Consider the following 17,069-nt stretch of genomic DNA (forward strand, 5'->3'; position numbering starts at 1 on the left):
CAGGTTGACGGCGTGACGCGCACCACGGGCCGCGCGGGACGTGGGGAGAAACCTTCGGCACGGCACCCGTCGCGGGTGGAATTTCCTCTTCCGCACGCCGGGCCACCCACCTCCGCAGCAAGATCATCTTCGTTCAACCTTGCAGGACATAAGGGGAATTGCCCGGATCGCAGCCAACCGGCTCGTGGGGATTTCTCCCGCTCGCGCACGGCCCGGTAGGCATGCGGGGTCACCAGCCGAACCGATCAAGGAGATCCGCATGCCGGAACTCAGCCGTCGCCGCGCGCTCACCGCCGCGGCCGCTCTCGCCACCGTCACGGCGGCGGCGACCCTGCCGGCCGCCGGGCCGGCGCAGGCCGCCGGGCACCACGCCGACCCCGGCGCCTTCGACGAGGTCTACAAGGGCCGCCGGATACAGGGCCGTCCGGGCGGCGGGTCCGGGCACCACCATCACGGCGCCGGCTACGCGGTGTTCGTGGACGGCGTCGAGCTGCACGTGATGCGCAACGCCGACGGCAGCTGGATCAGCGTCGTCAGCCACTACGCCCCGGTGCCGACGCCGCGCGCCGCCGCCCGGGCCGCGGTGGACGAACTGCAGGGCGCACCGCTGCTGCCCTTCCCCGCCAACTGACCCACCCCCGCACGGCACCTGGAGCACCCGCACATGGCAGTCCGCAAGAACCAGTCCGCCCTGACCCCCGACGAGAAGCGGCGTTTCGTCGCCGCGCTGATCCAGCTCAAGCGCAGCGGCCGCTACGACGAGTTCGTCACGACGCACAACGCGTTCATCGTGTCCGACACCGACAACGGCGAGCGGACGGGGCACCGTTCACCGTCGTTCCTGCCCTGGCACCGAAGATTCCTGCTGGAGTTCGAGCGGGCCCTGCAGGCGGTGGACGCGTCGGTGTCCCTGCCCTACTGGGACTGGACCGTCGACCGCACTCCGCGCGCCTCGCTGTGGGCGCCGGACTTCCTCGGAGGCACCGGCCGGGAACGGGACGGCCGGGTGACGGACGGGCCGTTCTCCGCGTCGGGCGGCGACTGGCCGATCAACGTGCGCGTCGACGGCCGCACGTTCCTGCGGCGCACGCTCGGCGCCGGGGTGCGCGAGCTGCCGACCCGTGCCGAGGTCGAGTCGGTGCTGGCGATGCCCACCTACGACATGGCGCCCTGGAACAGCGGCTCGGACGGCTTCCGCAACCACCTCGAAGGGTGGCGCGGGGTCAACCTGCACAACCGGGTCCACGTGTGGGTGGGCGGCCACATGGCCACCGGGGCCTCCCCCAACGACCCGGTGTTCTGGCTGCACCACGCGTACATAGACAAGCTGTGGGCCGACTGGCAGCGCCGGCACCCCGGCTCCGGGTACCTGCCGGTCTCGGGGACGCCGAACGTCGTCGACCTGAACGAGACGATGCGGCCGTGGCACGACATGAGCCCGGCGGACCTGCTGGACCACACGCGGCACTACACCTTCGACGTCTGATCAGACGCCGGCGCCCGCCCGGCACTCCGGGTGGCCCCAGCCACTGTCGTTCTTGGCGATCTGCTCCCCGGCCGCGTACGTGCGCCCGCACTGGCAGCGGCCGGGGAACTTGGCCTTGAGGGTGCGCGAGGAACCGCTCTTCGCGGTGGAGCCCTTCCCCGCGGAGGACCTGCCCTGGCGGGACGAGCCGCCCCGGGGGCGCGGCGTCTTGACCGGGGTGTCCGGGGAGGGCGGCGGCTCGGGCGAGCCGAGGCCGCTGCCCGCCGGCTCCTGGACGGTGGCGGCCTGGCTGGCGGCGCGGTCGGCGAAGTCGTTGAGCCGGTCGCCGTCGACCTGGTGGGCCGGGACGTAGCGGAACTCGACCGAGCGGCCGTCGAGGAGCTCGTCGATGCGGACGACGAGTTCCTGGTTGGCGACGGGCTTGCCGGCGGCGGTCTTCCAGCCGTTGCGCTTCCAGCCGGGCAGCCACGTGGTCACGGCCTTCATGGCGTACTGCGAGTCCATGCGGATCTCCAGCGGCACGGCCGGGTCGGTCGCCGCCAGGAGGCGTTCGAGCGCCGTGAGTTCGGCGACGTTGTTGGTCGCCCTGCCGAGGGGCCCCGCCTCCCACCGCTGCGGCGCCTCGGACGCGTCGGCGACGACCCAGGCCCAGCCGGCGGGTCCGGGGTTTCCCTTCGAAGCGCCGTCGCACGCGGCCACCACACGTTCACGCATGGCCCGATCATGCCATGGCCGCGCGGGCCGTCCGGCCGGGAGGGCCCGGCTTCAGGACACGTCGGTCAGCGCGGGCATCTCGCCCTCGACCGTGCCGGTGTCGATCACGGAGAAGGTCGCGCCCTGAGGGTCACCGATCGCCGCGAACCGGCCGAACGGTGTGGTCATCGGGCCGAAGCGCACCACGCCGCCGAGCTTCACGGCCCGCGCCACGGCCTCGTCGCAGTCCCGCACTCCGAAGTACACGTTGATGTACGGCCGGACCTCGGGCGGGAACTCCTTCCCCATCTCCATCCGGCCCAGCACGGTCTGCTCGCCGAGGTCGTAGATCCGGAAGTTCCCCCCTTCGTCCTCCATGTCCCGCTGCCGGTAGGAGAAGACGGAGGAGAAGAACGCGTCCGACCCGGCGGGGTCGCGGGTGAAGACCTCCGCCCAGGTGTACGCGCCCGGCTCGGCCATGGTCTGGAAGCCTTCGTGGGTGCCGGACTGCCAGACGCCGAAGACGACCCCACCGGGATCGCGCGCCAGGCACATGCTGCCGAAGTCGCCGACCCGCATGGGTCCCATCAGGATCTCGCCGCCGTGGGCGCGGATCCGCTCGGCGGTGGCGGCGGCGTCCTCGGCCGCGAAGTACAGGCACCACTGCGACTGCCCTTCCTGCCCCGGCATGGGCGGGACGACGGCGGCGACCGCACGTCCGTCGACGTAGGCCTCCGTGTAGTCGCCGAACTCGCTCGACGCCTGGGCGAAGGTCCAGCCGAGGACCTCGCCGTAGAAGCGCTTGGCCCCCTCGAGGTCGCCGAACATCGCGTCGGCCCAGCAAGGGGCTCCCTCAGGTTGCACGGCCATGGCTGCGGCCCTCTCCGGCAGGACGGATCCTCCGCTTTCCCACGCTAGCCACCCGGGGACGGTCTCGCGCGCCGGACGGCGGCCCGGGCCCTCCCCCCTCCGGCCTGCGGGCCCGGACGTTTCGGAGTTCGCCCTACTCCAGCGACCGGGCTGTGCTTGCCTGAGGGCCGTCGGGGAAGCCGGGGGCGGGAGTCGCCGCCTGCGGATCGCCCGGGCGATCACGGAAACCGTTCGACAGGACGCGACCCGGCCGCTGCAATAGAGCGCCATGGGCGCCTTACGCATGCACGTGGACGAACGGGACATCGACACCGCGCTCGTCGGCCGGCTGATCGCCCGGCGGTTCCCGCGGTGGGCCGGTCTGCCGCTGAGGCGCCTGTCGTCCTCCGGCACGGAGAACGCGATGTTCCGCCTCGGCACGGACAAGGTCGTACGGCTCCCCCGGCATCCGCGGGCCGTCGACGCGATCACGCACGAACGGCGCTGGCTGCCACGGCTGGGCCCCGGACTGCCCGCCGCCTCGCCCGAACCCCTGGGCGAGGGGGAGCCGGACGAGGACTTCCCGTGGCCCTGGTCGGTCTACGGCTGGCTGGAGGGCCGCAACCCCGAGCCGGGCCGGCTGGAGGACCCGGAGCTGCTCGCGGAGGACCTCGCGGCCTACGTCACGGCCCTGCGCGGCGTCGACGCCTCGGGCGGTCCGCCCGGCCGGGGTGTCCCGCTGGCGGCCCGTGACGCCGACGTCCGCGAGGCGCTCGCCCGGCTGACCGGCCGGGTCGACACCGGGGCGGTCACGGCCCGGTGGGAGGAGGCACTGGGCGCCCCGCCGCACGCCGGGCCGCCGGTCTGGGCCCACGGCGACCTGATGGCCGGGAACCTCCTGGTCAGGGACGGACGGCTGAGCGCCGTGATCGACTTCGGCACGGTCGGGGTGGGTGATCCGGCCGTGGACCTGATCGGCGCCTGGTGCGTGCTCCCCGCCCGGGCCCGCGGCGTCTTCCGCGAGGCGGTGGGCGCCGGCGCAGGCGAGTGGGCGCGGGGCAGGGGCTGGGCCCTGTCGATCGCGGTGATCGCGCTGCCCTACTACTGGGACACCAACCCGCCGGTCGCCGAGAACTCCCGGCACGTGATCCGGGAGATCCTGGCCGAGCCGGCGTAGCGGCGCGGTGGAGGCTCCCCGTGGGGAGCCGGTCCCGCCCCGGGCGCCGCGTCACTCGCCGGCGTACGCCCGGTCCAGCGCGGCGAGGTCGAACTTGCTCATCGCCATGAACGCCTGGGTCACCCGGGCCGCCTTCGCCGGGTCCGGGTCGGTGATCATCGACTGGAGGCGGTCCGGGACGACCTGCCACGACACCCCGAAGCGGTCCTTGAGCCAGCCGCAGGGGCCGGGCTCGCCGCCGTCGGCGGTGAGCCGGGTCCAGTAGTGGTCGATCTCCTCCTGGTTCTCGCAGAAGATCATGAAGGAGACCGCCTCGCTGAAGGTGAACTGCGGTCCGCCATTGAGCGCGAGGAACCGCTGGCCGTTGGCCGTGAACTCGACGGTCATGACGCCGCCGGCCGGCTGCGGCGCCCCCTCGGGGTAGCGGGCCACCTGGCCGATGGCGGAATTCTTGAAGACCGACACGTAGAAGTGCGCGGCCTCCTCGGCGCGGCCGTCGAACCAGAGACACGTGGTGAAGCCGTCGGATGCCATGGGGTCCTCCCGGGAGCGTTCGTCGCTGTCACCCATGTCGACCGGTCCCGGCCGCGAAACTCATCGCCGGTCCCGGCCGGATCCACCGGCAGCGGATCTGCCGGCAGCGGATCTGCCCAGGGCAGAGAAGCGGTCTGCGAGCGGTCCGCGGGGCCGACAGTGGACCCGACGGCACGTCCGCGGCAGGCCCGCGGCCCTCTCGCCACGACGAGGAGAACCGATGACTCCACGCACGACCCTCGCCCCGCGGGCGGAGGAGGGGGACACCCCTCCCACCCGCTTCGACGACCATCTGGCCGCCCAGCTGCTCACCCAGCGCATCGTGCTGCTCGGCACCCAGGTCGACGAGGTCTCCGCCAACCGGGTCTGCGCCCAGCTGCTGATCCTGTCCGCCGAGGACCCGCGCACCGACATCAGCCTGTACATCAACAGCCCCGGCGGCTCGGTGCACGCGGGGCTCGCCATCTACGACACGATGCGGCTCATCCCGAACGACGTCGCCACCCTCGCGATGGGCTTCGCCGCCAGCATGGGCCAGTTCCTGCTGAGCGTCGGCACGCCGGGCAAGCGCTACGCCCTGCCCCACGCGCGGATCATGATGCACCAGCCCTCCGCGGGCATCGGGGGCACCACCGCCGACATCGAGATCCAGGCGGAGAACCTGGAGTTCACCAAGCGCACCATCGAGCGGATCACCGCCGAGCACACCGGCCAGAGCCCGGAGACCATCTCCCGGGACGGCGACCGGGACCGCTGGTTCACGGCCGAGGAGGCCAGGGAGTACGGCATGGTGGACCGGGTCGTCCAGTCCCTCGCCGACGTCCGCCCGGCCACGACGCGACGCAGGATGGGGCTGCAGTGATGGGGAGCTACACGATTCCGAACGTCGTCGAGCGGACCCCGCAGGGCGAGCGGTCCTTCGACGTCTTCAGCCGGCTGCTCAACGAGCGGATCATCTTCCTGGGGACCGAGATCGACGACGGCGTGGCCAACGTCGTCATCGCCCAGCTCCTGCACCTGGAGTCGTCGGCGCCGGAGAGCGAGATCTCGGTGTACATCAACTCCCCCGGCGGCTCGTTCACCTCGCTGATGGCCATCTACGACACGATGTCCTACGTGCGGGCGCCGATCTCCACGTGCTGCGTCGGGCAGGCGGCTTCCACCGCCGCCGTGCTGCTCGCCGGCGGCGACCCGGGCCGGCGGTTCGTCCTGGAGCACGCGCGCGTGCTGCTCGGCCAGCCGGCCTCGGGCGGGCAGCGCGGCATGGTCTCCGATCTGGCGCTGCAGGCCAAGGAGATGGTACGGATCCGCAGCCAGGTGGAGGAGGTGCTGGCGCGCCACACCCACCACGACGTCACCACGCTGCGGGCGGACATGGACCGCGACAAGGTGTTCACCGCCGCGGAGGCGGTGGCGTACGGGCTGGCCGACGAGGTGCTGAGCCGGCGCCTCGTGACGGTGTGAGGCGCCGGCCGGCCCGGCTCAGGCGGCCAGGCACATCCCGTCGTACGAGGCCGGCTGCGCCCCGCGGCGTCCGCCGCCCGCGTAGCGGGAGGTGACGCGCACCAGTTCGCCGTGGGCCCGGGCGAGCAGGTCCCCCAGGCCCATGCCGAGGGCCTGGGCGGCGGCCGCGAGGACCTCCGAGGAGGCCTCCTTGCGGCCGCGCTCCACCTCCGACAGGTACGGCATGGAGATGCGCGCCGCGTCGGCGACGTCCTTCAGCGTGCGCTCCTGCGCGAGCCGTTCCCGGCGCAGGACGTCCCCCACCAGGTCACGCCAGAGCGGCTCCTTCGCGGCGGGGGCCGGGGGCCCCTGGCGCGGCGGGGCCGCGGGACGGCCGGCGGGCGGGCGCAGCGGGACGACACGGGTGTTGTTCGGCAGTCGGTGGCTCACCGTCCCAGCCTAGGAATCCCGGCCGCCCGGGCAAGGCTGCGGCGTTCCGCCCTGAGGGGAATGAGCGGGAAGCGGGATTCCGGAAAATCAGGGGGCATGGTGCACGCCTTAGCGGGTACCCGCAACCCGGGACTTCCCACGCACAGCACAGCCGCGACGTTCGGGAGAAGGTAATGGAGACCGCCGTGATCCGGTCGAAGGCAGAGGTCGTCGCAGAGAGCGCCGAGGTCGGCACGGGTGACGGGGCACTGCCGGGGCTCGCGGACCCGCGGTCGGTCGCCCCGCGGGACGCCCGCGCGCTGTCCCGCCAGTTCTTCCGGCGTCTGACGGAGCTCGAAGAGGGCACGCACGAGTACCAGTACGCGCGCAACACCCTCATCGAGATGAACATGTCGCTCGTGCGGTTCGCGGCGGGCCGGTTCCGGGGCCGGGGCGACGACATGGAGGACATCGTCCAGACCGGCATGATCGGTCTGATCAAGGCGATCGACCGCTTCGAGCTGTCGCGCGAGGTCGAGTTCACCTCCTTTGCGCTGCCGTACATCGTCGGCGAGATCAAGCGCTTCTTCCGGGACACGACGTGGGCCGTGCACGTCCCGCGGCGGCTGCAGGAGCTGCGCGTGGAGCTGGCCAAGGCGCGTGAGGAGCTGGCCAGCCGCCTGGACCGCGAGCCCACGGTCGCCGAGCTGGCCACCCTGATGAACATCTCCGAGAAGGAGGTCGTCGAGGGCCAGATCGCGGCGAACGGGTACAACTCGTCCTCGCTGGACGCCGCGCTCACCGGGGACGGCACGGAGAGCGGCGAGGCCGTCCTGGCCGACTTCATCGGCGTCGAGGAGGAGGGCCTGCGCCTCGTCGAGGACTTCCACTCGCTCGCCCCGCTGATGGCGGAGCTCAGCGAGCGCGACCGGCAGATCATCCACATGCGGTTCGTGGAGGAGGCCACCCAGGCGGAGATCGGTGAGCGGCTCGGCTGCTCCCAGATGCACGTCTCCCGGCTGATCAAGCGCATCATCACCCGGCTGCGCGAGGGCATGCTGGGCGAGCTGGGCTGCGCCTGACGCGATGACCTGACCTGCGGGTGCCGTCCCCCGAGCGGGAGTGGGGCGGCACCCGTCACCATGTCCGCGCGCTCCGGCCGCACGGCCCCCGGCAGCCGGCTTCTCGCGGAGGGCCCGCGAACGACTGAGAGCCGCCCGGTGTCAGGGCGGCTCCGATGCCTTTCTACGTTCGTAGTGTGTCGGGCCCTTGTGGTGTGCCGGGCCTGTGCAGTGGCTCGGTAACGCCCCCTCGGGGCCGCCCGCCGTCGGTGAACCCGCGTCCCTGCGGCGGTTCACGCGCCGGTCAGCGGCAGCACGGCACGCACCCGCTTGCCCACCGGCACCCGCTCCACGGTGACCTGGTCCGCGAGAGCGTGGACGATCTCCAGGCCGTGCCGGCCGATGCGCTCGGGGTTGCGGGGGAAAATGCGCGGCAGGGCGGAGCTGCTGTCGTAGACCGACACCGTCACCGCGCTGTCCGTGCCCGTGAGCTCCAGGATGTAGGGGCCGTTGCTGTGCCGGTCGGCGTTGGTGACCAGCTCGCTCACGACCAGCAGCACCGCGCCGTCGATCCGCTCGTCGACGCGTGCGCACCACTCGGTCCGCAGCTGCTCGAGGAAGAGCGCGGCGAAGGACCGCGCCTCGGCGATGCAGCCCTGCTCGCCTGTGTAGTGTGCAGCCCGCCTCAGCGGCTCCACGGGCACGTCGAAACCAGTCGGTATCACTGCCCCGTCCAGGTGATCGATCATACTTTTCTTTCTGGGAAGCCGGACTGGCCGGACGCTCTGCAGAGTGCTCGTACCCCGAGTCGGTCTTCACAGTCCTCACGATTTCCGGCCCTTGTGAGGCCCCGGGCATTGTCCCCCTTCGACGGGGCACCCGGAGGACACCGGGGCCGGTCGAGGGGCGACCGGACCGGATCACCGGAGGTGCGCGGTGGCCTGGTGGACATGGCTGATCGTGGTGATCGCGGCGCTCGCCGCCCTCGCCGTGGTGACGCTCGCGGTGCAGGCGGGCAGGCGGTCGGGCACGGTCATCGCGGTGCGCCGCAGGCCGGGCGGAAAGGGCGTGCGATGAACGAGCTGCTGGCCGCGCGGAGCCTGACGACCCTGCCCGTGGTCACCCTGGGCGGGGACGCGGTGGCCCAGGTCAAGGACACCGTGTTCGACGCCGCGGCCGGCCGCGTCACCGGCTTCACCCTGAGCGGACGCGGGCTGCTGTCGGGCCCGCTGAAGCAGAGCCTGCCCTGGTCGGCGGTGCACGCACTGGGCCCGCACGCGGTCATGGTCCGCGACGCGCACGCCCTGCAGGACACGTCCGTCGTGGTGGCACGGCGCGAGGCCCAGCAGGGGCGGGTGCTGCACGCGAAGGTGCTGACCGACGAGGGAGCGGAGGTCGGCACGGTGCTCGACGTGGTGGTCGAGGGCGGCGGCAGCGGCCGCGTGGTGGGCTTCCGGATCGCCGCGGACAAGGCGCTGGTGCCCGGGTCGCGGCGCAAGAGGCAGCGGGTGTACGTGCCGCGCGGTGAGACGCTCGCCGTGTCCGGCCGGGCCCTGGTCATACCGGCGGACGCCACCCGGTACGTCGCCGACGACCTCGCTGCCTTCACCGCCCGGGTCGGCGCCTTCCGGCAGGAGCACCGGGGGGCACCGTCATGATGCTGTTCTCGCAGGCCCGGGGACTGCCCGTGCTGACACTGGACGACGCCGAGGAGATCGGCGTCCTGAAGTCGCTCACGGTCGACGCCGCGTCCGGCGTGGTGACGCACGTCCGGGTGGGCGGCAAGCACTCCCGCAAGGAGACCGCACTGCCCTGGGGCGCCCTGCACGCCGTCGGCCCGGACGCCGTCCTGGTCCGCACGACCGCCGCCCCGGCCGCCGCGCCGCCCCACCACGAACTCCAGGGCCTTCGGATCCTCACCGACGCGGGCGACGCCCTCGGCACGGTGCAGGACGTCGCCTTCGAGCCGGAGACGGGCCGGGTGGAGTCGGTGGTCACCGCCCGGGGCGAGCTGCCGGCGGACCGCCTGCTCGGACTCGGCGACTACGCCCTGGTGGTCCGGGCCGGCTGAGCCCCTTCCTCAGGGCCCGGTGGCCCGGGCCCCTTCCGTGCGCCGTCAGGAGGCGGGGGGCTGCTCGGTCGCGCCGCCGCCGCTGTCCGAGCCGGATCCCGGGTCCGAGCCCGAGCCGCCGCTGTCGCTGTCCGGCGGGGGCGGCTGCTCCGACGACGGGGGTGCTGGTCCGTCGCTGCTGGGCGGCTCCGAGGAGGACCCGCTGTCCGAACTCGGCGGTTCGCCGGTCGACGGTCCCTCGGACGTCGTGTCCCCGGGTGACGAGGGGGTCGTCACGCTGGTCGACGGGGTGGGCTCGTCCGGCTTCTCGGTCTTGTGGTCCTTCTTGCCCGTGTCGCCCTGGTGCCGCTCGAACCACTGGCCGTCGGGTTCGCACATCACGAAGACGTCGACCGGCTTCGGCGCGGGCTTGATCACCACGAGCTTGGAGGGCGAGTAGCCCGGCCACGCCTCACCGGTGGTCTTGGCGTTCTTCTGGGCGACCGGCGGATCCAGCGGGTTGCCGCAGGCGCAGCGCACCCGGGGCACTCCGCGGTCGTCGACGAGGACGGCGGTGCCGGCCTGCAGCACCGCCTGGTAGGTGGTGGGGGTGCCGCCGTTGTAGCCGTGGTTGGTGACGCGGGTGTCCATCCGCAGTTGCACGGGGGTGAGCGAGCGCAGGTAGGCGGGCACGTCGGACGGCTCCTTGTGCACGACCGAGGCGAACGCCCGCTCCTTGTCCGGGTCCTGCTCGAAGAAGGTGATCTGCTTCTCCACGTTGCAGGCGGCGACGTTGCGGGTACCGCCGTACAGCCCCGGTGCGTCGCCCTTCACCCCCTGGAGGGTGTTCTGCCCCGCCGACTCGCTGGCCCGGGTGGGCGGCACGGGCGAGGCCGAGCTCTTCTCGTCCGCCGTGGAGTCGGTGAAGGGGTCCGGGCCGGTGTCCGCCGCGGGTTCGAGGAAGACCTCGCCGCTGGACGTGCTCGTACCGGCGTCGGAGGCGCCCGTGCTGCCGCCGTCGGGCCGGGACAGCACGACGGCCAGGATCACGGCGGCCACGACGGCCGTGGCGACGATCGCGACACGGGGTACGGAGCCCCACCACGGCCGGCGGGGCTGCGGCGGCTCGCCGCCCCCGCGCCCGGTGGGCGGTTCGGACGGCGGCCCGCCGCCCGGCGGAGGCTGGGAAGGACCCGACAGCGGGCCGGAGGGAGGACCTGTGGGACGGCCGGACGACGGCGGATCGACGCTCACGATCTCTTCTTCCGCGTGATTGCCTGCGGCCTTCGCGCACTCGGGGCACTCGGCCCGGCATGTGCTGGTGTGCCGCCTTCTGCACTCTTCTTTCATTGTGTGCTCCGGCCCCACCCGTCCCGCAAGCCGACGCGGACGGACCTCCCCGGCGGGCGTCCGGGCCGGGCGCTGCTTAGCGTGACAGCGTGACTTCGCGCTCCCCCTCCGACCGGGCCGAGCCCTCCGTCGGCCGGGCAACCGCCCCCCACGGCTGGGTACATGCCCTCGTCACGGTCCTCGCCGGGCTGCTGGCGATGGCGGTGGTGGCCGCGCTCGGCCTGTGGGCCGCCGGGGCCACGGATCTCCCGGACGGTGCGTTCGCGCCGGTCGTCGCGGCGACGATGGTCACCGCCGTGGGCGGCACGGTGGAGCTCTCCGGCAGTGCCGGGGACCTCGCCGAGACGCAGGCCGGTTTGACCGTGATCCCCCTGTCGGTCACGCTCACCGGGGCGCTCGTCGTCGCCTGGGGCTTCCTGCGGCCTTTGCGGCACCGCGCGGTCGCGGGCAGTGCCGAACTGGCCGGCTGGGCGGGGCGGGTGGCCGCCCTGTGGCTGCTCGCCCTGATCGGGCTGACGCTCGCCGCCCGCCACACCTTCGACATCTCCCTCGGCGACGAGCTCGGCGAACTCGGGGATCTGTTCGGCGCCTCACCCGAGGTCGGCTTCACCACGGACGTCCCCCTGTCGGTGTTCGTCGGCGTGGTGTGGCTGGCCGGTGTGCTGGTGCTGTCCCTGCTGGTCGCGCGCGGAGCCCCGCTGCCCGGTGGGCTGCTCCGCTTCCAGGCGTCGGTGCGTCCGGCCGCGTACGCGATGGTCGCCATGCTGCTGGCCTGGGTGGTCGTCGGTGTGGTGATCGCGTTGGTGGTCGCGGCCACGCGGGGTCACGCGGCCGAGACGTTCGCCGTGATCCTGCTCGGCATGCCGAACCTGATGTGGCTGGGGCTGACCATCGGCCTCGGTGCCACCTGGGACGGGCGGGTGGAGGGGCCGTTCGGGCTGCCCATGCCGCACGTGCTGGACGAGGTGCTGCGCACCCCGGACGTCGCGGAGCTGAATCTGCGCACGCTCTCCGAGCACGACGGCCGGGTGTGGTGGCTGCTGGTCGCCGACGTCGTGCTGCTGCTGGCGGCCGCGTTCGTGATGGCGGCGCGGTCACCGGCGCGGGTCCGGGCCTGGCAGCACGCCGTGCACATGGCGGTCGCGCTCGCGCTGACGGTGTTGACGATTTGCCTCGTCGGGCGGATCTCGGCGCACTTCGGCCTGTCGGTCCTCGGCATCGGCGACCTCGGCGGCGGCCTGTCGGGACGGCTGTTCTTGAGGCCCCGGATGTGGGGGGCGGTGGGTCTGGCCGTGCTGTGGGGGCTGGTGGCCGGGTTCGCCGGGGCGCTGCTGGCGCGGCGCGTGCGGCGGCGGGGCGAGGCACGGCCCGCGACCGAGGGCTGACGCGCCCGCGCTACAGCCCGCGCGTGCGCTCCACGAACACCGGCTCGGCCCAGCGCGGTGGCGGCTTGGGCAGTTCCTCCCCCGCACCCGGCACGTGCCGCTCCGCGCGGGGCGACACCCCTGCGGCTCCCACCGCGCCGCCGGTGGTGGCGGCGCGCAGCGCGGTCACGAAGGCCAGACAGGACGGGTAGCGGTCGTCCGGGCTCTTGGCGAGGGCCTTGGCCAGGACCGGGTCGGCGCCGGCGGCGAGGTCCGGCCGTGCCTCGGTCAGCGGCGGTGGCTCGTCGTACTGGTGCGCCCACAGCAGCGCCATGTCGTCGTCGCGCAGGAAGGGCGGGTGGCCGGTGAGGATCTCGTAGACCACGCAGGCGAAGCCGTACACGTCGCAGCGCGCGTCGACGGGTTTGCCGGAGATCTGCTCGGGGGCGACGTAGTCGAGGGTGCCGACGAACTGGCCGACCGTGGTGAAACCGGTCAGGGACAGCGACTTCTTGGTCAGGCCGAAGTCGGTGAGGTAGACGTGCTCGGGGTGGTCGCTGTCGGTGCCGCGGGAGACGAGGATGTTGCCGGGCTTGACGTCGCGGTGCACCAGGCCGTGCTCGTGGGCGGCGTCCAGCGCGGAGGCGACCTGGGTGGCGACGCGGACGGCGGTGGCGGGCGGCATCGGGCCCTCGCGGTCCAGGAGGTGCCGCAGGTCGCTGCCGGCGACGTACCGCATGGCGATGTAGAGCACACCGTCGGTCTCGCCCGCTTCGAAGACCGGGACGATGTGCGGGTGGTCGATCGCGGCCGCGGCCCGGGACTCGTGCGTGAACCGGCGGCGGAAGGTGTCGTTGCGGGCGAGTTCCGGGGCGAGCAGTTTCAGGGCGACCGTGCGTTCCAGGCGCAGGTCGCGGGCCCGGTAGACGACGGCCATGCCGCCGCGTCCGATCTCCTGCTCGATCCGGTAGCCCGCGATCTGCTGTCCGAGCAGTTCGGAGGGCCGTCCCGAGAAGAGGCTGGTCTCGCGGTTCACCGCCTGTCACCTTCGGGCGGGACGACACGGGTGGGCGCGGGCCCGACGGCCCGGGTGGGGGGCGCCGCGGCCGGCGGCTCCGCCTCCTTCGCCTCGTCGGTCTTCCGGCGGTGCCCGCCCGGCGCCGCGGCCTCGTCGGCCTCCTCGGGGCCCACGACGCGTGTGGGCTCGGGCGGACCGGCCGCGAGCCGTGTGGGCTCGGGGGCATCGGGGGACGCGGGGCGTTCCGGCCGCGCCGCCTCGGACCCGGTGGCCGGTTCGGGCGCGGGGTCCCGGGCGGTGACGACCCGGGTGGGGACCGGGGCCTCCGGCGGCACCACCTCCGGCGCGCCCGGTGCGACGACACGGGTCGGTTCGGCAGCCTCCGGCGGCGGGGCGTTCCCGCGCGGAGACGGCCCGGCCGGGCTCCGGGCCTCCTGCGGCGCCGCGGGCGGCTCGGAGGCGACCACCCGGGTCGGCTCGGGAGCCTCCGGCGGCAGGGCGTTCCCGCGCGGAGACGGCCCGGCCGTGTTCCGGGGCTCCTGCGGCGCGGCAGGTGGCTCGGGGGCGACCACCCGGGTCGGTTCGGGAGCCCCCCGTGGCGGGGCGTTCCCCCGCCGGGATGCCCCGGCCGGGCTCCGGGGCTCCTGCGGCGCCGCGGGCGGGTCGGGGGCGACCAGCCGGGTCGGTGGGTGGGCGGACGCCGCCTGCGGCGGGGACGGGTTGGGGCCGCCCGGGGCCGGGGAGTCGGCCCGGGGCGTGTCGTCCGTGGCGTAGGTGGTCAGCCGCGTGCCGTCGGCGTACACCCAGCGTCCGTGCGCGGAGTCGTACAGCCAGACGGACTCGCCGTCGACGACGACGCCGATCCGGGTGCCGCGCGTACGGGTGCGGAAGGACTCCAGGTCGAGCCCGCCCGCGAGGTCCTCGACCGCCGACCGGTAGCGCGCGAGGGCCTCCTGCGCGCGGCCCAGCAGCGGACGCGGGTCGGCGGTGCGGGTCAGTGGCCCGTCGGTGGTGGGCGGATCCTGCGGCACGCCGACCAGGCGGCGCCCGTCGACCCAGGCCGACCAGCCGTTGGAGCACAGCACGTGCCCCCAGTCGCCCTGGCGTTCCAGCAGCTGCACCGGCAGCAGGGGGTCGAGGTCGACGGTGGGCCGGGACGGGTCGGGGGCCTCCCAGGCCGGCATCCCGTGCTGCGGGACGACGTGCGTGGGCCGGAATCCGGGGGTCGTCACGGGCGGTGCCTACTTCCGCATCACGACGGGTTCGTGGCGGCGCAGCAGCCGGGACACCAGGAACCCGAAGACCACCGACAGCACGACGAGCATGCCCACGTCGAGCAGCCAGGTGCCGGCCGCGTGCTCGAACAGGGGGTCCTCGGTCAGATCACCGGGCACGATCCGGGCCAGCCCCACCGTCCCGGCCATCGCGGCCAGGGCCCAGCGCGCGGGCACCAGCCAGCCCAGTTGCTCCAGCCCCGGGGTGCCGGCCAGTTGCAGCAGGGCCCCGCAGAAGACGACCTGGACGATGGCGATGAGCACGAGCAGCGGCATCGTCACCTCTTCCTTGCGCACCAGCGCGGAGACGAGCAGGCCGAGCATCATCGCCGTGAAGGCCAGCAGGGCGACGGCGACGGTGATCTCCACCAGGGGCGGCATGAGCACCCCCTCGCCGCCGGGTGCGTTGATGTCCACGCCGAGCAGGGCGACCAGGGTGAGCACCACCGCCTGGAGCACGGTGATGACGCCCAGGACGACGACCTTGGACATCAGGTAGGCCGATCTGGACAGGCCCACCGCCCGTTCCCGCTGGTAGATCACCCGTTCCTTGACGAGTTCGCGCACGGCGTTGGCGGCTCCGGTGAGGACCGCCCCGACGCAGAGGATGAGCAGCGCGTTCATCGCCGTGTCGAGGGTCAGTCTGCCGCCGGCCAGGGCGCGTGCCATGGCGCCCATCACGAACGGCAGGGCGATCATGATGATCAGGAAGGTGCGGTCGGCCGCGAGCGCGGCGGCGTACCGGCGGACGAGGGTACCGAGTTGGGCGCCGCGGCTGCGGGGCCGGGGCGGCGGGGCGATGACGACCGGGCCGGAGCGGTCCTGCCGCGGCTGTGCGGAGGCGTCGGTGACGTACCGTCCGTGCAACGGCGATGCCAGGTACTCCCCCGCCCAGTCGCGTTCCCTGTCCCGCTCGAAGTGCTCGAAGGCCTCCGGCCAGTGCTCGAAGCCGAAGAACGGCAGGGCGTCCTCGGGCGGCCCGTAGTAGGCGATCTTCCCGCCGGGCGCGAGCACCAGGAGGCGGTCGCACACGTCGAGGCTGAGCACGCTGTGCGTGACGACGATGACGGTCCGGCCGTCGTCGGCGAGGCCGCGCAGCATGTGCATCACCGAGCGGTCCATGCCGGGGTCGAGGCCGGAGGTCGGCTCGTCGAGGAAGAGCAGGGACGGTTTCGTCAGCAGTTCCAGGGCCACGCTGACGCGCTTGCGCTGGCCGCCGGAGAGGCTGTGCACGGGCTGGTCGGCGCGCTGCTCCAGACCCAGTTCGCGGATCACCTCGTCGACCCGGGCGCGCCGCTCGGCCTTGGCGGTGTCCTGCGGGAAGCGCAGCTCCGCGGCGTAGGACAGGGCCTTCCGGACCGTCAGTTGCGCGTGCAGGATGTCGTCCTGCGGGACGAGGCCGATGCGCTGGCGCAGTTCGGCGTAGTCGCGGTAGAGGTCGCGGCCGTCGTAGAGGACGGTGCCGTGGCCGGCGGGCCGCTGCCCGGTGAGGGCGTTGAGCAGGGTGGACTTGCCCGCGCCGCTCGGGCCCACGACGGCGAGCAGGCACTTCTCGCCGACGGGGAAGGAGACGTGGTCCAGCAGTGTCTTGCGGCCGCGGTCGACGGTGACGGCGATGTCCTGCACGTCGAGGGAGACCTCGCCGGTGTCGACGTACTCCTGCAGTTCGTCGCCGACGAGGCAGAACGCCGAGTGGCCGATGCCGACGATGTCGCCCTGGCCGACCGGCGCCGTGGTGACGGGGCTGCCGTTGAGGTACGTGCCGTTGTGGCTGCCGAGGTCGGTGATCTCGTAGGTGCCGTCGGGCAGGGCGCGCAGCTCGGCGTGGCGGCGGGAGACCACGAGGTCGTCGATGACGAGGTCGTTGTCACCGGCACGGCCGATGCGGACGGTGCGGGACGGCAGGGGCCGCACGGTGGTGGGCGCCCGGTAGGTGCCGGTCATGGCCGGCATGGAGACCGCCGAGGGGCGTTCGGGGGCGGGTGCGGGGCGGCCGGTCAGCACGACGCGCGGTCCGTCGGCGGGGTTGCCGAAGCGGATGACGCTGCCGGGGCCGACGTCCCACGCGTGGACGCGGCGGCCTTCGGCGTAGGTGCCGTTGGTGCTGTCCTCGTCCTCGATGGTCCAGTGGCCGTCCTCGGGCTTGAGCACCGCGTGGTGCCAGGAGACCCGGTCGTCGTCGATGACGATGTCGCTGAGCGGATCGCGTCCCACGTGATAGTCGCGGCCCGGGATCATCACGGTGGAGCCCGTCTCCGTCCGCAGGACGAGTTCTGGTGCTACCGATGGCTGCGCCATGGTCAGATTCTACCGATGCGCCCTGGTATGCGCCTGGGCGGGC

19 protein-coding genes are annotated in these 17,069 nt (G+C 73.4%); 10 read left to right on the forward strand and 9 right to left on the reverse strand.

Going from position 1 to position 17,069, the window contains the following annotated elements:
- Positions 1 to 259 precede the first annotated feature (259 nt).
- A complete protein-coding gene (gene melC1, locus ACZ4M5_RS12175) occupies positions 260 to 631 on the forward strand; it encodes an apotyrosinase chaperone MelC1 (RefSeq protein ID WP_398108279.1) in 372 nt (123 codons plus the stop codon).
- 33 nt (positions 632 to 664) lie between these two features.
- On the forward strand, positions 665 to 1,486 hold the full coding sequence (melC2, locus tag ACZ4M5_RS12180) for a tyrosinase MelC2 (protein ID WP_467735691.1): 822 nt from the start codon (positions 665 to 667) through the stop codon (positions 1,484 to 1,486).
- Here melC2 and ACZ4M5_RS12185 read toward each other — a convergent pair whose 3' ends face one another.
- Positions 1,487 to 2,200, reverse strand: coding sequence for a ribonuclease H family protein (locus tag ACZ4M5_RS12185; protein ID WP_467735693.1), 714 nt, complete (start codon positions 2,198 to 2,200; stop codon positions 1,487 to 1,489).
- A 51-nt stretch (positions 2,201 to 2,251) separates the two neighbouring features.
- Positions 2,252 to 3,049: a VOC family protein gene (locus ACZ4M5_RS12190; protein ID WP_467735695.1), complete on the reverse strand. Its 798-nt coding sequence runs from the start codon at positions 3,047 to 3,049 to the stop codon at positions 2,252 to 2,254.
- 268 nt (positions 3,050 to 3,317) lie between these two features.
- On the opposite strand from ACZ4M5_RS12190, the gene ACZ4M5_RS12195 reads away from it, so the two are divergent.
- Positions 3,318 to 4,205, forward strand: coding sequence for an aminoglycoside phosphotransferase family protein (locus tag ACZ4M5_RS12195; RefSeq protein ID WP_467735697.1), 888 nt, complete (start codon positions 3,318 to 3,320; stop codon positions 4,203 to 4,205).
- A gap of 51 nt (positions 4,206 to 4,256) precedes the next feature.
- On the opposite strand, the gene ACZ4M5_RS12200 is transcribed toward ACZ4M5_RS12195, so the two are convergent.
- Entirely contained in the window at positions 4,257 to 4,739 is a 483-nt protein-coding gene (locus tag ACZ4M5_RS12200) for a VOC family protein (RefSeq protein ID WP_467735699.1), read from the reverse strand.
- Positions 4,740 to 4,959: 220 nt separating this feature from the next.
- On the opposite strand from ACZ4M5_RS12200, the gene ACZ4M5_RS12205 reads away from it, so the two are divergent.
- Positions 4,960 to 5,601, forward strand: a complete 642-nt coding sequence (locus tag ACZ4M5_RS12205) for an ATP-dependent Clp protease proteolytic subunit (protein WP_467735701.1) — start codon at positions 4,960 to 4,962, stop codon at positions 5,599 to 5,601.
- A complete protein-coding gene (locus tag ACZ4M5_RS12210) occupies positions 5,601 to 6,203 on the forward strand; it encodes a ClpP family protease (RefSeq protein WP_467735703.1) in 603 nt (200 codons plus the stop codon). Before ACZ4M5_RS12205 ends, ACZ4M5_RS12210 begins: the two co-directional genes overlap by 1 nt.
- A gap of 18 nt (positions 6,204 to 6,221) precedes the next feature.
- Here ACZ4M5_RS12210 and ACZ4M5_RS12215 read toward each other — a convergent pair whose 3' ends face one another.
- Positions 6,222 to 6,632 carry a helix-turn-helix domain-containing protein gene (locus tag ACZ4M5_RS12215; protein WP_467735705.1) on the reverse strand — a complete coding sequence of 137 codons (411 nt, stop codon included), beginning with the start codon at positions 6,630 to 6,632 and terminating at the stop codon, positions 6,222 to 6,224.
- Positions 6,633 to 6,805: 173 nt separating this feature from the next.
- Here ACZ4M5_RS12215 and ACZ4M5_RS12220 point away from each other — a divergent pair, with 173 nt between their 5' ends.
- Positions 6,806 to 7,693 carry an RNA polymerase sigma factor SigF gene (locus ACZ4M5_RS12220; RefSeq protein WP_467735707.1) on the forward strand — a complete coding sequence of 296 codons (888 nt, stop codon included), beginning with the start codon at positions 6,806 to 6,808 and terminating at the stop codon, positions 7,691 to 7,693.
- 272 nt (positions 7,694 to 7,965) lie between these two features.
- Here the strand turns inward: ACZ4M5_RS12220 and ACZ4M5_RS12225 are convergent, their stop codons facing one another.
- Positions 7,966 to 8,421: an ATP-binding protein gene (locus ACZ4M5_RS12225; RefSeq protein WP_467735709.1), complete on the reverse strand. Its 456-nt coding sequence runs from the start codon at positions 8,419 to 8,421 to the stop codon at positions 7,966 to 7,968.
- A gap of 187 nt (positions 8,422 to 8,608) precedes the next feature.
- Between ACZ4M5_RS12225 and ACZ4M5_RS12230 the strand changes: the two genes are divergently transcribed.
- The 3 genes from ACZ4M5_RS12230 to ACZ4M5_RS12240 are packed head-to-tail and all read left to right on the forward strand — an operon-like array spanning position 8,609 to position 9,743.
- Positions 8,609 to 8,749 (forward strand): hypothetical protein, encoded by a 141-nt coding sequence (locus tag ACZ4M5_RS12230; RefSeq protein WP_467735711.1) that lies wholly within the window; start codon positions 8,609 to 8,611, stop codon positions 8,747 to 8,749.
- The gene (locus ACZ4M5_RS12235; RefSeq protein WP_467735713.1) at positions 8,746 to 9,330 is read left to right on the forward strand and encodes a PRC-barrel domain-containing protein; all 585 of its coding nucleotides are present in this window, start codon (positions 8,746 to 8,748) and stop codon (positions 9,328 to 9,330) included. Before ACZ4M5_RS12230 ends, ACZ4M5_RS12235 begins: the two co-directional genes overlap by 4 nt.
- Entirely contained in the window at positions 9,327 to 9,743 is a 417-nt protein-coding gene (locus ACZ4M5_RS12240; RefSeq protein WP_467735715.1) for a PRC-barrel domain-containing protein, read from the forward strand. The genes ACZ4M5_RS12235 and ACZ4M5_RS12240 overlap by 4 nt, the downstream gene beginning before the upstream one ends.
- Before the next feature lie 45 nt (positions 9,744 to 9,788).
- Here ACZ4M5_RS12240 and ACZ4M5_RS12245 read toward each other — a convergent pair whose 3' ends face one another.
- Positions 9,789 to 10,976, reverse strand: coding sequence for a DUF6777 domain-containing protein (locus ACZ4M5_RS12245; RefSeq protein WP_467735717.1), 1,188 nt, complete (start codon positions 10,974 to 10,976; stop codon positions 9,789 to 9,791).
- A gap of 185 nt (positions 10,977 to 11,161) precedes the next feature.
- On the opposite strand from ACZ4M5_RS12245, the gene ACZ4M5_RS12250 reads away from it, so the two are divergent.
- The gene (locus tag ACZ4M5_RS12250) at positions 11,162 to 12,457 is read left to right on the forward strand and encodes a streptophobe family protein (RefSeq protein ID WP_467735719.1); all 1,296 of its coding nucleotides are present in this window, start codon (positions 11,162 to 11,164) and stop codon (positions 12,455 to 12,457) included.
- A gap of 10 nt (positions 12,458 to 12,467) precedes the next feature.
- Here the strand turns inward: ACZ4M5_RS12250 and ACZ4M5_RS12255 are convergent, their stop codons facing one another.
- From ACZ4M5_RS12255 to ACZ4M5_RS12265, 3 genes are read right to left on the reverse strand one after another with little or no spacing between them, the layout of a single operon-like run.
- Positions 12,468 to 13,472 (reverse strand): serine/threonine-protein kinase, encoded by a 1,005-nt coding sequence (locus ACZ4M5_RS12255; protein WP_467735721.1) that lies wholly within the window; start codon positions 13,470 to 13,472, stop codon positions 12,468 to 12,470.
- A complete protein-coding gene (locus tag ACZ4M5_RS12260; protein ID WP_467735723.1) occupies positions 13,469 to 14,686 on the reverse strand; it encodes a hypothetical protein in 1,218 nt (405 codons plus the stop codon). The genes ACZ4M5_RS12255 and ACZ4M5_RS12260 overlap by 4 nt, the downstream gene beginning before the upstream one ends.
- Before the next feature lie 9 nt (positions 14,687 to 14,695).
- A complete protein-coding gene (locus ACZ4M5_RS12265; protein ID WP_467735725.1) occupies positions 14,696 to 17,026 on the reverse strand; it encodes an ABC transporter ATP-binding protein/permease in 2,331 nt (776 codons plus the stop codon).
- Between the last annotated feature and the right edge of the window lie 43 nt (positions 17,027 to 17,069).

It is taken from the genome of Streptomyces sp. NPDC026246, assembly GCF_055567995.1.

Coding starts and splice junctions, on each gene's coding strand:
- ACZ4M5_RS12265 (WP_467735725.1), bottom strand. CDS start 17,026: ATGGCGCAGCCATCGGTAGCACCAGAACTCGTCCTGCGGACGGAGACG.
- melC1 (WP_398108279.1), top strand. CDS start 260: ATGCCGGAACTCAGCCGTCGCCGCGCGCTCACCGCCGCGGCCGCTCTC.
- ACZ4M5_RS12200 (WP_467735699.1), bottom strand. CDS start 4,739: ATGGCATCCGACGGCTTCACCACGTGTCTCTGGTTCGACGGCCGCGCC.
- ACZ4M5_RS12210 (WP_467735703.1), top strand. CDS start 5,601: ATGGGGAGCTACACGATTCCGAACGTCGTCGAGCGGACCCCGCAGGGC.
- melC2 (WP_467735691.1), top strand. CDS start 665: ATGGCAGTCCGCAAGAACCAGTCCGCCCTGACCCCCGACGAGAAGCGG.
- ACZ4M5_RS12205 (WP_467735701.1), top strand. CDS start 4,960: ATGACTCCACGCACGACCCTCGCCCCGCGGGCGGAGGAGGGGGACACC.
- ACZ4M5_RS12185 (WP_467735693.1), bottom strand. CDS start 2,200: ATGCGTGAACGTGTGGTGGCCGCGTGCGACGGCGCTTCGAAGGGAAAC.
- ACZ4M5_RS12235 (WP_467735713.1), top strand. CDS start 8,746: ATGAACGAGCTGCTGGCCGCGCGGAGCCTGACGACCCTGCCCGTGGTC.
- ACZ4M5_RS12225 (WP_467735709.1), bottom strand. CDS start 8,421: ATGATCGATCACCTGGACGGGGCAGTGATACCGACTGGTTTCGACGTG.
- ACZ4M5_RS12220 (WP_467735707.1), top strand. CDS start 6,806: ATGGAGACCGCCGTGATCCGGTCGAAGGCAGAGGTCGTCGCAGAGAGC.
- ACZ4M5_RS12240 (WP_467735715.1), top strand. CDS start 9,327: ATGATGCTGTTCTCGCAGGCCCGGGGACTGCCCGTGCTGACACTGGAC.
- ACZ4M5_RS12190 (WP_467735695.1), bottom strand. CDS start 3,049: ATGGCCGTGCAACCTGAGGGAGCCCCTTGCTGGGCCGACGCGATGTTC.
- ACZ4M5_RS12195 (WP_467735697.1), top strand. CDS start 3,318: ATGGGCGCCTTACGCATGCACGTGGACGAACGGGACATCGACACCGCG.